The organism is Streptosporangium sp. NPDC000563, from assembly GCF_040299985.1.
Classification (GTDB): Bacteria; Actinomycetota; Actinomycetes; order Streptosporangiales; family Streptosporangiaceae; genus Streptosporangium.
This window is the reverse complement of record NZ_JBEPDA010000001.1, coordinates 986,764-1,002,320: the sequence shown is the minus strand read 5'-3', so window position 1 is coordinate 1,002,320 and position 15,557 is coordinate 986,764. Positions and strand designations below refer to the sequence as shown.

General features: G+C 66.9%; 14 protein-coding genes. 4 read left to right on the top strand and 10 right to left on the bottom strand.

The window, feature by feature from the left end:
* Positions 1-241: 241 nt before the first annotated feature.
* The 3 genes from ABT352_RS04690 to ABT352_RS04680 all read right to left on the bottom strand — a co-directional run bounded on the left by ABT352_RS04690 (position 242) and on the right by ABT352_RS04680 (position 2,967).
* Positions 242-694 (bottom strand): HNH endonuclease family protein, encoded by a 453-nt coding sequence (locus tag ABT352_RS04690; protein ID WP_350942510.1) that lies wholly within the window; start codon positions 692-694, stop codon positions 242-244.
* Between the two features lie 224 nt (positions 695-918).
* A complete protein-coding gene (locus ABT352_RS04685) occupies positions 919-1,185 on the bottom strand; it encodes a helix-turn-helix domain-containing protein (protein ID WP_350942508.1) in 267 nt (88 codons plus the stop codon).
* A gap of 714 nt (positions 1,186-1,899) precedes the next feature.
* Positions 1,900-2,967, bottom strand: coding sequence for a tyrosine-type recombinase/integrase (locus ABT352_RS04680; RefSeq protein ID WP_350942506.1), 1,068 nt, complete (start codon positions 2,965-2,967; stop codon positions 1,900-1,902).
* 277 nt (positions 2,968-3,244) lie between these two features.
* Here ABT352_RS04680 and ABT352_RS04675 point away from each other — a divergent pair, with 277 nt between their 5' ends.
* A complete protein-coding gene (locus ABT352_RS04675; RefSeq protein WP_350942504.1) occupies positions 3,245-3,934 on the top strand; it encodes a helix-turn-helix domain-containing protein in 690 nt (229 codons plus the stop codon).
* A 152-nt stretch (positions 3,935-4,086) separates the two neighbouring features.
* Here the strand turns inward: ABT352_RS04675 and ABT352_RS04670 are convergent, their stop codons facing one another.
* Positions 4,087-5,553: a hypothetical protein gene (locus ABT352_RS04670; RefSeq protein WP_350942502.1), complete on the bottom strand. Its 1,467-nt coding sequence runs from the start codon at positions 5,551-5,553 to the stop codon at positions 4,087-4,089.
* Between the two features lie 59 nt (positions 5,554-5,612).
* Positions 5,613-7,076: a pentapeptide repeat-containing protein gene (locus ABT352_RS04665; protein ID WP_350942500.1), complete on the bottom strand. Its 1,464-nt coding sequence runs from the start codon at positions 7,074-7,076 to the stop codon at positions 5,613-5,615.
* A gap of 339 nt (positions 7,077-7,415) precedes the next feature.
* Here ABT352_RS04665 and ABT352_RS04660 point away from each other — a divergent pair, with 339 nt between their 5' ends.
* Together ABT352_RS04660 and ABT352_RS04655 are read left to right on the top strand one after the other, a co-directional pair.
* Positions 7,416-7,703 carry a hypothetical protein gene (locus ABT352_RS04660; RefSeq protein WP_350942499.1) on the top strand — a complete coding sequence of 96 codons (288 nt, stop codon included), beginning with the start codon at positions 7,416-7,418 and terminating at the stop codon, positions 7,701-7,703.
* A gap of 153 nt (positions 7,704-7,856) precedes the next feature.
* A complete protein-coding gene (locus ABT352_RS04655; RefSeq protein WP_350942498.1) occupies positions 7,857-8,498 on the top strand; it encodes a hypothetical protein in 642 nt (213 codons plus the stop codon).
* 412 nt (positions 8,499-8,910) lie between these two features.
* On the opposite strand, the gene ABT352_RS04650 is transcribed toward ABT352_RS04655, so the two are convergent.
* Both ABT352_RS04650 and ABT352_RS04645 read right to left on the bottom strand, forming a co-directional pair.
* Positions 8,911-9,342 carry a hypothetical protein gene (locus tag ABT352_RS04650; RefSeq protein WP_350942496.1) on the bottom strand — a complete coding sequence of 144 codons (432 nt, stop codon included), beginning with the start codon at positions 9,340-9,342 and terminating at the stop codon, positions 8,911-8,913.
* A 25-nt stretch (positions 9,343-9,367) separates the two neighbouring features.
* Entirely contained in the window at positions 9,368-10,306 is a 939-nt protein-coding gene (locus ABT352_RS04645) for a hypothetical protein (protein WP_350942494.1), read from the bottom strand.
* Between the two features lie 898 nt (positions 10,307-11,204).
* Here ABT352_RS04645 and ABT352_RS04640 point away from each other — a divergent pair.
* Positions 11,205-11,354 carry a hypothetical protein gene (locus ABT352_RS04640; protein ID WP_350942492.1) on the top strand — a complete coding sequence of 50 codons (150 nt, stop codon included), beginning with the start codon at positions 11,205-11,207 and terminating at the stop codon, positions 11,352-11,354.
* Between the two features lie 65 nt (positions 11,355-11,419).
* On the opposite strand, the gene ABT352_RS04635 is transcribed toward ABT352_RS04640, so the two are convergent.
* From ABT352_RS04635 to ssd, 3 genes are read right to left on the bottom strand one after another with little or no spacing between them, the layout of a single operon-like run.
* The gene (locus tag ABT352_RS04635; RefSeq protein ID WP_350942491.1) at positions 11,420-12,880 is read right to left on the bottom strand and encodes a recombinase family protein; all 1,461 of its coding nucleotides are present in this window, start codon (positions 12,878-12,880) and stop codon (positions 11,420-11,422) included.
* Between the two features lie 12 nt (positions 12,881-12,892).
* Positions 12,893-13,519 (bottom strand): ATPase, T2SS/T4P/T4SS family, encoded by a 627-nt coding sequence (locus ABT352_RS04630; protein ID WP_502992780.1) that lies wholly within the window; start codon positions 13,517-13,519, stop codon positions 12,893-12,895.
* Positions 13,516-14,562, bottom strand: coding sequence for a septum site-determining protein Ssd (ssd, locus tag ABT352_RS04625; protein WP_350942490.1), 1,047 nt, complete (start codon positions 14,560-14,562; stop codon positions 13,516-13,518). The genes ABT352_RS04630 and ssd overlap by 4 nt, the downstream gene beginning before the upstream one ends.
* Positions 14,563-15,557: the final 995 nt, after the last annotated feature.

The following is a 15,557-nucleotide window of genomic DNA, read 5'->3' as shown; positions in this document are numbered from 1 at the left end:
GCGGCCACCAACGGCCGGGAACTACCCACGGGCGGAATGGGGCCCAGGGTCGGCCGAGGGCGCGCTACAGGTGGCTGGTGAATGCCCGGCCAGTGCGGCTCGTTGACGCCGTCCTCGCCATCGCCAGCCAAGTGAGCGGCGAAGCCATGGAGGGCATCGCCGACGCTCGCGACACGCGCACGGCGGGCGGCAGAGATGCCGCTGATGTGGTTCCAATTGATCATGAGGTACTCCTGAGGAATCAGTCGGCCGGACGGCCGGATGCGGAGATGGTCGACACGGTCAGGTCATGCAGGGGCCTGGTGGCCTCGTAACGCGTGCGGGCCTGGGCGGCCGTGCAGATGGAGCACTGACGCCAGCCTCGGGCGGTTACGCGGTCGTACGGGTGGCCCTTGGGGCAGGCCGTTTTCCGGGCGTTCCGCGCGCTCGGGCCATTGCCGCGTAGCACGTTCTCGCGGTGCGTCACCGGCCTGACGTGGTCCGGGTGGGCGCACAGCGGGCCGATACAGCCGTCGTCCGGGTACCCGTAGTGATCGAGTTCCAGGCCTTCGGGCACCAGGCCGTTGATGGCCTCCCAGGCCCACCTGTAGGCGGTCTGGAACCTGGTCCCGGCCCAGAACAGACCACGCGGTCCACCGGAGCGCCGGGCATTAGTCGCGCCTGTCCAGCGCCAGCAGCCATTTTCGAGCACCACGATTTTCTCGGCGAACCGCCGAATGGCCTTAGGGGTAGCCGAGGAATTGTCCCGGAGGTACCGGGTGACTCGCGCGTCTACAGCGGGTCGCTTGCGGCTCATTTCTCTTTCTCCTGTCGTGTTGACCAGGAGGGACGACAGAGCGCGAATCGTGTCCGATTATTTTTTCGAGTTAGCCACAGGTGTTTCTCAGAGGGTCTTTCGAGCCGTCCCGACTGGGGCGTTTAGATCGTAATCAGGGTGCGCAGGTGGGCGCAGTGCTCGACGAACCGGGCACGTTGCCCCTGGTCCACGATGGCATCAGCTACGGAATCCTCGCTGAACACCGGCACCAGGCGGACGAGGAAATTGATGCTGGTGGATCGCCCGGAATCCAGGCGCCAGATTTGCTGAGGGCTCGTACCGATGAGACGAGCCAGAGCGCGAGCGCTCATGCCTACATTTTCCCGGAGCTGCCTGAACCGCTCCGGCGATACACGGATTTGCCTCATACGCTCATTGTATTGGCCACGATCAATCAATTGATAATGCCGGGAATTGCCCTCGACTACCACTCCGGAATCGGCCACTGTCCCGCGCAGGGGGCCGTCAGCTACGCGGAAACCCAGACCGGAGGCCTTGTGGGAGGGCGACTTAACGGTGGGTGGGGTGCCTTTTGTCGGGAGGGCAGGCGCTCCTGGCGGCCGTCGAGGTCGGACGACTACAGCCCGGTGACGGCCGATTCTCTCCAGGTTGGCGCTAGCCCGGCGGGGGTCGTGGCCACCTGGTACCCCAACGAAACGGCTCCGCCCAGACAACTGGGGCCGACGACTAGCCGTCTCACAGGCGACCCCATCCCCTGCTCTGGGAGCTCCCTCCTTGTTCAGACGCCTGCTCGCCTCCGTCGCCCTGGTCGGTTCTGCGCTCGTCGCGCCCGTCTCCGTCACCCTGCCTGCCGCAGCATCGGCTGTCGTCGCGTCCGCGCCTGCCGTGTCGTTGTCGGCCGCATGTCAGTACCGGCGTGCTGGCCAGACCTGGAAATGCGTTACGCCCGGCGCCTACTGCCCCGCTGCGGCCCGCAACAAGTTCGGCACCGCGAAGGTCACCAACCGGCGATACAAGTGCTCGGTGTACCCCAACGGGCAGTGGCGTTGGAAGCGAGCCTGACCCACGAATGACGGAGCGCCCGCCCCCTCATCAAGGAACGGGCGCTCTTCTGCGGTCGGTCAGAGTCCCGCCACGGGGTTCTCCTTCCACTTGTCCCCCTCCTCCAGGTAGCCGAGCAGGGCCGTGGAGCCGTCCTTCCAGCCACCGTGACGGCCGATCCTCTCCAGGTTGGCGCCCTCGCGGCGGGCGGCCGTGGCGAAGCCGCGCCGCAGGCTATGACCGGTCCAGCGGCCTTCCAGCCCGGCGGCCGCAGCGATCCTGCCGATGATCTCCCCGCAGGCCTCGGCGGTCATGCGCCCGTGCGGGTCGCCGATGGGCAGACCTTTGCGCATCATCGGCGGGGCAATCCGGCCGTGCCGGTCGACGCGCACCAGGAGCGGGCCCGACGTGCGGTCGGCCTCGGCCATGGCGGCCAGGAGATCGCGCACCGCGCGGACGGGGCAGCTGGCGGGGATGCGGCCGTACGGCACGGCCACCTCGGTGAACGTCTTGATCTTCCGCCGGTAGATGGTGACTTCGAGGCCCTCGGACTTCTCGCAGACGTCGGCGATGTCCAGAGCCACCAGCTCGGAGACGCGGGCGGCGCAGGCGTACCCGAGCAGCAGCGCCACGGCGTCCCTCTTCCCCGCCAGGGTCGAGCGGTCGACGGCAGTCAGCATCGCGCGCAGGACATCCGGCACAGCCGCGTCGGCCTTACGCGTGCGAGCGGCCGGATCCTTCGCCAGGGCCAGGCGCTCGCGGTAACCGGACAGGACCTTACGCGCGGCCTTGGTCTGCGGCGGGACAGCGTCGGCAGCGTTGTGCATCGTCCGGATGGCGGCCAGGGCCCGCTCGATGCTGGAAGGCGCCAGCGGGCGGCCGGTCTTCGCCGACGGAGTCGCCGTCAGGTGCGTGACGTACTCAGTGATGGTCTCGGCCGTCGCCGGGAGCGGGAGGCGACCGTGCCGGGCGCACCAGGCAGTGAAGGCTGACCAGTCGGCGGCGTACGCGCGCCGGGTCGATGCGGGGATGCCCGCCAGGACGGCCTCCCTGGCCGCGTCGCTCACCGCGAAGTCGGCGGCCGAGTGAACGGGCTGGGCAACGGGGGCGACGGCCGGAGCGACGGGGGCGGGGAGGAGGTCGGTCACAGAGTGCTCCTTGGGGCCGTTTCTAGCTCTTGAGAAGAAAGTTTATCAGGAGTCAGAATCGAAGAGTGCATAAAGATCATGGAAAAGACGGTGAATCGCCGGTACCCCGGCGTCGAGCTGCGCCGACGCCTGACCGCGAGCTGAGCAAAAGCGTTGTTCGTAGCCAGCGGCGCAAGTCGATCATTTACGGCTGGACATCGCAGGCCGACGACCCCATGCTCCTGCCATCACCGCAGGTCATCCCGACCTGCAGCGAGCGAGGAGGAATCCAGCGCCGATGACATGGACCGTGATCGACATCACCAGGAACAGCGAGGCCAAGAGGAGGGTGGCCGCGTTGATCACACCGCTGAAGGGGCGGCTGAAGGAGCTGAAGTGGAAGCAGAACCAGCTGGCGACGAAAGCCAACCTCTCGCAGAGCACGGTGTCGCGGGCGTTGTCGGGGCGCGTCCTGCCCCCGTTCGCCACGGTGGACGTCCTGGTAAAAGTGCTCGGCCTCGATAAGGAGGAGTTCCGTCTCCGATGGAGAGCCGCCTCCGCCGCCGTGGGCGCGCAGCGCATCCGGGACAACAACGGCGAACCGCCGCACTTCCGCGACTACCCCGACCTGCTTCAGGGACTGCGTAATCTGCTGGCCACCCAGCGCCTGTCGCAGCGCGCTCTGGTCGACGAGGTCAACGACCGTGGCGGGAGCCTGCGGCGGTCCACCGTGGGAGCCCAGCTGGGCGGAAGACGCAGTCTGCACCGCGAGACGGTGGAGGTCATCGTCGACATATGCGGCGTGCCGGAGCCGAGCGCGGTGAAGTGGCTGGCGGCGTGGGACCGGCTCGGTGCGCCGCACATGGCCGAACAGCTCCGCCGCCGGGACGAGGCGTGTCGGCGGCTCGGCACCGCCCAGGCCCGCGTCATGCATGCGGAGCAGCGGCGCAGGCGTAACCCGTGGTACGGGCTCGATACCGCGATGTGACCGCGCTGGGCGCGGCGTGCCAGTGCCCGACGCTAACGGCGTCGGGCACCCGCACCCGATCACCAGGCTGCTGGGGGTGAGCGTGGGAACGCTGTACCACCACATCCTCGACCCGCAGGAGCCCCATGTCAGCCGCCACTTACGCCTAGCCTCTACCAGAGGTGCAGGTCCCAATCCGCGACATCATCAGCCGTGTCGATCCGTTTGTTGACGTAGTCCGCCGTTTGGTCCCACCAGCTGCGGCGCGAAGCCACTCCGAGCGCTAGCCGAAGAACCCCTTCCGGCGGGTCCTGGGGGGATCGGGGCAGCTCGATCACCTGGTAGGCGGTCACGCTGTTCGCGTTGAGCGACCGCAGCCGCCGAAGCGCCTCCGCCCACCATCTAGCGGATTCATCATCGAGAGGCTGGGGAGCCAGCAGATGCGGCTCGATGTGGGGTCTGAGCACCTCATGCGCGATAGGTACGGCCGTCAGGGCGATGTTGTCGAGGTCCTTGCCCTGCTCGGGAGGCACGACCAGGAAGGTCATCTTCACCGGGACGGTCAGGAAGTTGAATATTGGGCGCCGCGCCTTGAACTCCTCCATGCGCTGCCGGAGAGCCGATTTGAACTCCTCGCCTTCGCGGCCGTTTCGGGGAAGCCCGGGGAGTGACAGCGTCAGCGGGTGTGCCAGAAGCTGCCGCCGACTCATAGTCCGCGAGTCGGAGAGGAGACGGTCGAAGTTGCTGCGATACGGCTCAGGGCAACCAGGCGGCGTCGTCTGGGACAGGCCGTCGAAGTACATGCACAAGCCAGCGCAGAGCGCTGCGTCAATCTGGCTCAGGACCGCCTCCTGAAACCGTGTCAGCCACCAGAATCGGCTGGAACGTTCGATGTACGCCCACAGCTCCGCGTCCTCGTCGCCAAACATCGTGGGATCGTCTGGGGGGTCCTCGAAGTCGTCGGGGAGGTCGGGGGCGACGAAAGGACTGGAGTCCTCGTCATCCTCGTCATCTCGGATATGCCTGAGCCGGTTCGCCAAGATGAGATCGGCGATGACGTCCCGGCCGGGGCGAGCCATAAGCATCGTCCGCCCGCCGGGTTCATGGGACCGGACGATACGGGGACGCAAACCCTCACCGTCACTCGTCGGTTCCGTGGGGTTGGGGGGGAGCAGCTGCTGGCTGGACCGAGGAGCAGGTGGGGCCCAGATGTCCGATGGGTTCGCCGACGCCGGATCCAAGGCTCGTAATTCGTCACGGTTCCACGCCTGGTCCAGGTCCACGTACAAGAACTTGACCTGCCGGTCGTCGCGGTACAGCACACTGCTTCGGCGCGGCCGGACCGCCGAATCGGCTGGACCGAGCAGGTCGAGCACGTGCTTGGCGACGCGATGGATCGCCGGCGGATTCTTGCGGCTGGTCTTGAAGAACAGGTCCAGCGCAACGGGCCCAGTGAAGGCACGCCGCCCAGCTACAGCCATCTGGTCGATGACCTGCTGCTGGAAATCGACTGCCGACCGCCGTCCCCTGGCTCCTTTTTGCTCGGGCTCACCCTGGATGGTCACCCGCAGGGTCCGCAGCCAACGGGCTCGTCGTTGCATCACCCAGAAGTCATTCGGCACGTTCCAGGACTGTTTCATCGCCTCTCCCTGGCAGCAGAACCGCCGAGCCTTCGTCTAGAGCATCCAAGTCGCGCGGCTCATACCGCTCCGGTGGCATTGGCGCCAGAAGCCCTGTTCAGATCGCCGCTCGCCGACTGGCCTCCAGCTTCATCAGTTGGTTGCGCTGTGGGCTGCCCTGGGAGTCGTAGCCCCTCCGCCGTGTCAGGAAGCCCGATAGGTGGGCAGGACCAGTCAGCAACAGCTGTGAGATCAACCTCGCCACCCGCAAACTTCGCATCGCTGAACACGACCTTGCCACCCGAGAACCCCGCATCGCTGAACACGACCTCGCCGCCCGAGAACCCCGCATCGCTGAACACGACCTCGCCGCCCGAGAACTCCGTGTGTCTGAACCAGACCTCGCCGCCTGAGAACTCCACACCGGAGAACGAGGCCTTGCCGCCCGAGAACTTCGCACCGAAGAACGAGACCTGGCCGCCCGAGAACGCTGCGTCGGTGAACAAGACCGTGCCGCCCGAGAACGCTGCGTTGGTGAACGAGACCTCGCCACCCGCAAACTTCGCGCGCCCGAACCAGACCATGCCGATGCTCGAGAACACCGCGTCGGTGAACGAGACCTCGCCGCCCGAGAACTCGGCATCGCCGAACGAGATCGCCCTACCGGAGAACTCAGCATCATCGAACGAGACCGTGCCGCCCGAGAACTCGGCACCGGTGAACCAGATCATTTCACCTGAGAACTTCGCACCGAAGAACGAGACCTGGCCGCCCGAGAACGCTGCGTCGGTGAACCAGACCGTGTCGCCCGAGAACACCGCGTCAGCGAACGAGACCTGGCCGCCCGAGAACACCGCATGTTTGAAATCTGCGCCCTGGTCGAAGACAACGCCGGTGAAGTCGAGGTCGGCCCCAGCCCAGGAGATAGGGGCGTCACGGTGCAGGTGCGCACCTATGAGGCGCAGGATCGTGGCGCGTACTTCTCGCATGGCCCGCCAGGTGGCCAGCCCTGCAGGGTCCTGGTCAGCGTCGGGTTCGAGTGGCATGCGAAGGTAGGCGCAAAGCACGTCGATGCACATCTGACGGCCTCCGGACCAATCGTCGGCGAGGGAGGCCAGGGCGTGAACGGCAGCCAGTCGGACGGCGGCGGAGGCGTCCCCCAGCTTGCCTGAGGCCTTGTCGAAGCGGTCGACATACAGCTTGACGTCCTCACGCCGAGCGGTTTCTCGGGCCCGATGGTTCTCCTCCTCGCTGATGCGCTGTTTGCGGTAGGCGACGACCAAGGCCACTACGCCGCCGATTCCGCCGATGACCGCAAGCACGATCTTCAACGTGTCGAGGAACTCGGCGACGGTTGGCCGCTTACCGGTGGCAGCAGGGAGCCCAAGCCAGGCTAACGCGCCGAATAACAGCAGCCCTGTCGCCGTCACAGCAAGCGCCAGGGTGAGGGTTAAGGCCCAGCCGATCGGCAGTAGCTTGGCTGATTTTGTCTCAAGAACGGGCTGGCGGCGGAGTCGCCGGACGAATTGGGGGAAGCGCCGCATGACGCCCACTTTGCCCGACGATCGGCTTGCCGACAGGGGAATTCACACACGGAGGGCTACATCTGAAGCGCGGGCGGAGGACCAAGCCGGAGGTGGTGCTCGGGAGTGGAGCACGTCTGCGGGGTTTGTCAGCAGCTCATCCAACCGGACTACCGAGGCGAACCCGGGTTGAGTCGTGACGCCAGGGCGCCGAGGGTTGGTACGTCACCGATTTCACGTACAGGTGACGTACGCGGTGCCGTCGGCCGCCCGCCGGGTACGTCGGTCGCAGGCTTGCCTAGAGGGGACGATCCTGAAACCGGCTACCCCGACCCCGCGCAGGCCTGATAGCCATGACTCATGGACGACGAATACGAACCACCGTGGCACAGCTGCCCGACCGACAACTGCGAGCACGGCTCAGTCGACCTAGCAGAGCGGCCTGATGTGGAAGGTGACGGCTCCCCCATAACGGGCGGCAGCTGCGACCAATGCGACACCCCAGCCGTTCAATGCTCCGAATGCGAGAACCTCATTGCCCTACTCGGCTGGAACCCAGTTTCATGCGACGCCTGCGGCGTGACGGTGTACCAGCTGATCCCCGCAGACAAAAAGGGCACCGAGTTCTCGTTCCACCGCGTCTCCTGACGAACCAGGCGAGTCGGCCGGACACGGCCACTGTTCCGGCCCCCTCGGCGCCCGACTGCACCCAAGGCCCGACCGACAGGGGGCCGGGGACTTGGCGTAGTTGGTCGACGGCTGCCGGTAAGTGGCAGGGATCGCCCCGTGTAGTACGCCAGGATGGCGGACATGTGCCCGCCTGGAGAAGACCCCCTGTGGAGCGTCGAGAGGATCGCTGACCACCTCGACGTCGACAACGACTGGGTCCTCGGCTTCGCCCGGGAGCACGGCCTTGATCTTTTCGACATCGGCGGGGGCAACCTCCGGGCCCGCCAGGGTGATGTCATCCGCTTTGCCCTGCGGAACAGTCGCCCTCGCCTCGACCAGCCGGATTTTCAGCGACAAGAGCGCGCCGACGACAAGCCGACGGGCTCCGCTGCGCCTGCTCGGAAGCCTCCGCCCGATCCGCAGCCTCCGGCGAATCCGCTGCGAGGCTATAGGCCTTATGTCTCGGAGCGTGGCAGGGACTTCGACCTCTTCCCCATCGGGGTGCTGGCCGCCGTTCTGAACCGCAGGCCTGACACCATTCGTCAGTGGGAGCGGGATGGCATCCTTCCTGCCACCAAGAACCGCTCCACCAGCGATGACCCACGCGGTACGCGTCGCCGCTATACCCGCGCCCAGATTCTGGCCACACACCGCATCGCTCAGGAGGAGGGTGTACTTGGGCCCTTTGTCCGCCGAAATTGGGTGAGGGGCACCCGATTTGTCGAGCGAGTCCGAGCCGTGTTCGAGGAGCCTCCATCTGAGCCCGACCGCTGAGTCAGGTGTCCGAGGGCCTGGGACAGTTGGTCGACGGCAGAGAGTTGGCGGCACGGTGCCGAACTGGTCGACGAGGACCAGGGCACGGGGTCGACGGTCACGGTAGGCACCAGGCGGCACGTGACGTGAGGGTGTCGCTGTAGGGGGTGGAAGAGGACCCGGGCCAGACCCTCGCCGATTTTCGCCGGCTGAGGTCCAGGAAAATACGGCACTATTTTTGACCTGCGGAAAGGCAATCCGCGGTGGTCCTGATCGAGGACGTCAGGCCAGAAAATCCGAGCCGGTGCGGAGAGACTGGGCTGCCGGACGACACGGAGAGCCGGGGAAGGCCTCGCGGTATGGGTCCGATGGGGTGGTCGAGAGCATCGGGCATCCGTCGCTCGCCCGATTTACTGCGGGGGTAGCGGGTCAGCTACCCGCCCGAGCCAGAACGCCGCGTGAGGCTGTGGGTCTGCGGGCTGAGCGGGACGGGGACGGACGGGGCATTTCGCCTCGGCTCGCGTAGGTCCTCAGCCCACTCCCTGATCTGGGTGACGGTCGGCCTGCGCTGGAGCCGGTAGACGTAGGCCACGGGCACGCTTCCCCTGCCGATCTTCACCCAGTCGTCGGCGGCCAGTGCCCGCGCATGCTCCCCGATTTCCGCGCGGGTCCAGCCAGTGTGCCGCTCCAGCTGCGCCATGGACACCTCGACCTCGGGGTGCCTCTCGTCGAGTCGGACCAGCAGCAGCCAGAGCAGGACGGTCCCGGCGGTACACAGCCCTTCCGCCAGGCGCATGGGCACGATCAGGCACTCGTCATCGGGGAACGTGACTGCCGAGTACGGCACGGCCGGGAAGGCTGGCATGTCGGAGTCCTCGGCTGGTGTCCTTTCAGTGGCTCCGGCTGTCGATGTGGTCCAGGAGCTTGGTCAGTTCCTCATCGCTGAGCGGGTCGGCGTTGAAGTCCAGGACCTTGCTGATGAAGTCGAGTGGGTAGCCGGGCCCGTAGGTCTTCAGGCCGGTGTTGATCCGGATGCGGACAATCGCCGGATCGCCCATTTCCTCGAGCGCCTTCTCGATGGCGTCGAGAACCTCGTCATACTCCTCGCCCCGCTCGTATTCGTGATCCCGCCAGTCCTCGCCGATCGTTCCACTGACCCAGCGGTCGAGGAGTTCGAGGCAGATGCGGATGTGCTCCGAGCCGGGCATGTAGTCGATGATCTCGGCGGTTTCTTCCTGCTCGGCCTCGGGCTCGACCTCCACCATGATGATGTGGAGCCGGTCAGTCGGCCGGTAGCGGTTCATCCGGCCGTGGACGGCGTACTCGTCGATCTCGACGAGGCCGCGTTCCTCCAGCTGCTCGGTGTCTGATCCGACTGTCTTGGGGTGCAGCTTGGTTCCGGGATCGCGGATCAACGCGACCAGCTCGGCGTGCGTGATGTAGGCCCACCCGAAGCTCTCCGGCCGGTTCTTGTCGTGCCCCTTGAGGATCATCAGGACGACCCAGATCCGGATCTGGCGGGGCGACAGGCCGCTGAACATGATTTCGCGGGAGAGCCGCGCCCAGCCCTTGCCATCCAGGTACTTGGCGAACTTCGTATCCCTGATGCCGTGGAACGTGTCCTCAGCGGACGGCCAGTCGTGGAGGGTTGGCCGCTGGCCTTCGTGACCGAGGTCTTCCAGGCTGATCCAGCCCGAGGAGCTGAGGCGCTTCAGGGACCGCTTGATGGTGTCTACGCTCACGCCGAAAACGTCCATGAGATCGGCGCGCTTGAACGGCTTCGTAAGGCCGTTGTAGTAGTCCATGTTCGACTGGAAATACCAGTACATGAGGCAGTCGAAAGCTGTTAAATGGTCCGAGAGTGCGACGCGAATGTTAGCCTGTGCGAATCGCTCAATATCCCTCTGACCTGCTACACTGTCCATAGATGAAGCCCAATCCTTCGTCTCACCGGCCCGGAGTGTTACCGCACTCGCGGGCCTTTTTGATTTCATGGCTTATGCCGCAATTACACGGTACCAGGATGGCCCTATCCGGTAGCAATTCCTGGTCACCAGAGGCGGGGCGAGTAGCGCGTAGCCGATTTCCAGTTGGGATTTCCGACGCGCGAGGATGCTCGAGGGCTCCCGGTCAAAGTGGAGGGGGTGCCCGAAGACTCCAGGGGGGGTGCACCAGGACTCCGGGTGGGGTGCACGGAGGCTCCCCAAAAGAAGAGGTCATTAGAGGGGTAGACCGTAGTACTTCGTACTACGGGTGCGCGCGCTCCGCGCTCGCACACTGAAGGGGCACACACCGAACCCGCAGGCTGGAGGATGCAGGAAATCAGGGACGGACACCCTCGGCCAATGACACGACCTCCGGCCAATTAATCGCGGGAATGGATACCCTCGGCCGCTTCCTCGACCTTCGGCCGCATTAGCCTCCACACGGCCCTGAGAGTCGCTCTCCAGCCCTATCAATTACCGCCCTCGGGATTCTCGCCAAGCGGCTACAGGGCGACCCTGGGGCGTTCTGGAGGCTTCGGTAAAACGCGCCCCCATGGTGTCGTAGCCGTCTCGGAGTAGCCCTATCACGGCTCCACATGGCCTGGCTACCACATCCCAACTCAACGAAAGTCGCAAAAGGGTCTAGTTATGTCGTAACTGGCGCCCATTCGCCCCGGCCGGAATCCTTGAACCCGTGAGAGAACGCACGAGACAGAAGCAGGTCGAACCTGTGAGGGCCGAGGTGAACGAGTACAAGTACGCGGCACTCGTCCGCGAAATCGTCGATGGCTTTCCGCCGCTCACGGCCGAGCAGAAGGCCCGCATCTCGATCCTGATGCGCGGCGCGGTTCCGGCCGCTGCTGAGCCGGAGAGCACCCGCAACGCCGCCTGAGCCCCGCTGAGCCATGCGGGAGGAGGCCGACAGGGGCGCTTGCGCCTCCTCCCTCGGCCTCCTGGTCACCGCTTCGGTTCGATCCTCACCGAGGCGGGGTCGAAGTAGCTGCCGTCAGAAGCCCGCCCGTGACGGGCCGGAAGGATCGTCACGGTCATCAATGCGTCGAGGATGGCGCGCTTCCGGCCGAGGTCCAGCCCCTTCCACGTGGCCCGTGGGTCCTCCGTGCCAACGACCCCGGCGAAGACGCTCCCCTGACTCGCTGCGGTGATCCGGTTCTCGACCTCCTTGAGCTGGCTGCGGAGCCGCGTGCTGCCCGTCACGAGCTGGCGGGCGTCGATCGCCCCGTCAGCGTGCAGCGTCGACAGCTCGTCGAGCCGGGCCCGCAGCGTGACAGCTTCGACGTGCAGAGGGGCAACGTCCTCCCCCCGGTCCTGCAGGGGCAGTTCAACCGCGTCAGACCGGGACAACCGTTCGATGACCAGTTCCTCCACGAACGCGTCCAGCGGTGCCGCAGTTCGTGTGACATGGTTGCCCGGACGCTGGGACCCTCCACGTGGCGGGCGGCACCGGTAGCACGGGTTCCGGGCCTGGCTGGAGCGAGAGCAGATAACGGTCTCCCCGCACCCCCCGCAGATGTAGATGCCGGACCCGAGCCACCGCGCCCGGTTGCTCGGCGACGTCTTGCGTGCGGGGTCGCTCAGCAGCGCGACGACTGCCCGCCAGGACTCTTCAGGGACGATCGCGGGCCAGGAGGCCTGGCCTACCACCTCGCCCTTGTGGACGGCGAGACCAGCGTTCCTGGCACGCAGGAGCACGTCCCTCAGCTCGACCGTGCTCCACTCCTTGCCACGCGACGTCCTGACACCCGCAGCGTTGATCGTGCGGACGGCGGAACGGAGGCTCGCCCCTGCGAGGAGGGCGTCCGTCGCCTTGACGATCTCGGCCGCTTCGGCCGGCTCCACGGTGACGCCGTCCTTCAGGAAGCCGAATGGGCGGATCCCGCCGCCGTACTCACCGTTGGTCGCCATGCGCAGGCGAGCGTTTGAGACCCGGCGGCCCGTGTCCCGGGAGGCCTTGTTGGCTACAGCTACCATGACCCGCGCCATGGTGATATCGGCGTCGTTCGCGAGCCGCAGTGACCCGGTAACCGACGCCACCGGCGGCCGTGGCTTGCGCATCTCGACGGCGTCAATCAGGTCCTCAAGGTCGCGGGGATCGCGGGCTGCCCGGTCAAGGTCGTAGGCGATCAGCCCGTCGGCCTCGCCGGTCGACAGCCACGTGATCGCGTTGCGCAGGCCGGGCCGGACGGTCCGCAGGCCGTGGGTGCCATCGGGGAGCTGGACCTTCCGTCGCTTGTAGGCGGACACGTCGTTCTCGACGACGACCTTCCAGACCTTCCAGCCGAGGCGGTCGGCCACTCCACGACAGTGCCGCTCCTGGTCGTCGACTCCGGTCGTGTCCTCGTCGCGGGCGTCGCTGATTCGGCACAAGATGACGGCTCGTTGGGGGATGTACTCGCTCATGGTTTAATGGTGTCACAAGTAGTGCTTCGGCTTGCCCGTACCCGTACCGCCCGTGACCAGGAAGGCGAGCCTCGACTCGATCACCGCCGTGAGAACGGAGACGCTGTCGGCCCTGATCGCGCCCGCTTCGACCAGGTCGGTAAGGGTGAAGGTGCGTCTGGGCGGGAGCCGCAGGGAGAGGCAGGTGCCGTTGGGCGCCACGGGCGGAAGGACGGCGTGCAGCCGGACACCTCCGGCGAGACGTGCGTCGACGTACGGGCACGCGTCGTCGAGGCGCCTGCCCGCGGCGGAGGCGAGGCGCTGCGCCAGCCGCCGGAGAGCGTCTTCGCTCGGGAAGACGATCGACGTCAGGCGTAGCCCACCGCCGTCGTCGACCCACACCTCGCGTGGGCCGTTCACCAGCACATCGGTGACCTCGGCCTCGGCCAGCAACGGCTCCAGAGGACCGGCCCCGATGAGATCGGCGCACAGGACCCGGGCCACCGCCAGGATCTCCGCGTCACCGAGCATCGCCCGCTCGGCTCGCAGCGCGACCGCGACGTGCGCGGCACTGGGCTCGACGCCCGTTCGAGCCAGTCGTACGCGGACCGCCTCCACCAGCTCCGGCGAGACCGTCACGGCTGTGTCGGCCCGCTTCACGCGTCCGGCCCGAACAACTCGTGCAGGAACGCGAAGCAGAACCGCCCGAGAGAGGTGCGGCGGCCGAGCGGGGGGACGTCCCCCCGCTCGAGCGCGGCGGCCAGACGAGGCTGGTCGGGGAGGCTGCCGCCGTGCGGGATGCCGAGCGAGGCCGCCACCACGTCGTCGTTCAGGACCCCGCTGCGCACGACGGCCCGCACCTCACCCGTGTGCCCGCGCAGCCCGGCGAGCACCTGGGCTGCGGCGAGCACGCCGCGCACGTCTGCGGTGACGACCAGAAGGGTCGTGGCGGCTCGTCCGAGCGCCTCCACAGCGGCCTCGTCGAGGTGGCGCGGCAGGTCGACGACGACCAGGTCGAAGCCCCTGCGGCCCGCCTCAAGAACCGAGCGCATCGCCTCGGCCGGGATCGGATCGACCTCGCCCCGGTGAAAGGAGAGCAGGGTCAGCCCGGCGAAGGTCGGCAGGGCCGCCTGGAGCGCGGTATGGCTCACCCTGCCCTCACGGGCGACCAGGTCCGACCAGCGCGCCCCGTCGGACTCCTCCTGGCCGAGGAGGAGGTCGAGACCTCCGCCGAGCGGATCGGCGTCGACGAGGAGGGTGCGGATGCGCCGCCGGGACGCGGCCATCGCCAGCGAACCCGCCAGGACGCTGGCTCCCGCTCCTCCCCGCCCTCCCGCGACACACACCACGGAGCCGGGTGTCGCGGGCGGCTCGACGGCGTCGGCGAACTCGTCGACCAGCTGTCGCTCCGCGGCGGGCAACTCCAGCACGCCCTGAGCGCCGACCGCGACGCACTTGCGCCATGTGTCGGGATCTTCGGAGGTGTGGGTGGCCAGGAAGACACGGGAGCGAGGTGGCGGACCGGTCGCGGCCAGGGCGTCGGCCACGTCGCCCCCGACGACGACCAGCGGAGCACGGTTCCAATAGGGCCGGGCGTGCGCGGGCACGTGGGCGACGTCGAGCTCGGCTCCGGCCGCGGCGGCTACACGAAGCAGGTCGTCGAGCAGATCGTGGTCTTCGGTGATGATCAGCGGACGGTCCACGGATGCCTCCCTGGGGTGCGGGGGCTCCACTTTCCGCGACGACCTCCCCATCAGGGGAAACCGAACGCCGCACTGTGGATAACCCTTGCCGACAGGGAGAGCCTGTGGATAACCGGTCGTCGGCCGGGAGGTCGGGAGGTCGGGAGGTCATGCCGCCGGGGCAGAGGGCGCTCGAAGAAAAGGGCGACCCCCGCCGGGGGGGAGAGAGCGGGGGTCGCCAACCGGTCCGGCTCTGGGGGGGTAGAGCCGGTCCCGTTTCGGAAGAAAGCCTTCAACAACCGACCGGAGCACAGCGAGAGGGTCGTGTTGCGACCTGCGCAGTTACTCCGGTTTGGGGAGATAACACCTCATGCTGCCCGATCAACTTGAGTTCCGTCGAGGAGTAATCCTGGATTTCCACCAGTTTTTTTAATGCAACGGTCCAGTCTCCGGACACGGTCCCGCCGAGGCGCGCGCCACGCACACACGAACGACGGTGACGCTCGGTAATCGCCACCGAGGCGTCACGGCACCCGCCGGACGCCACACCGGGCATGCGCAGCGAAGCATAAAACGACATAAGAGAGGATTCGTCCATTAATGTCCCCTGATCCGTAAAGGTCTTGCTCCCAGGGGTTCCCATCTGCGCGGATCGGACGTACAAAGGTTTTACGGACCAGTTGTCCGGGCATGGCCGCCGAGTACCCACGTACCGTCAGCCGCGGGAGGCGCGCTGAATCGGGCTTGCCCCGCTTCAGCGATTATCAGGTGCACGCTTGGTAACTCGGTCGGGACATGTCGGCGACGGCGCCCCCACACCAGGGGCGCCGTCGGTATGTACGGCCGATCCCGCCGGATGTCCGCAATCAGTGACGTTCGGTGATCGAACGCGCGGTCAGTCGTCACTCAGCGGCACCAATGAGTGAGTAGGCGGGCAGGCCACGGGTGCGATCGAGCCGATCCCGGGGCAGGTCGGACGCGAATGCGCGGACGGGCTCAGGGACGCGGGCAAGTGT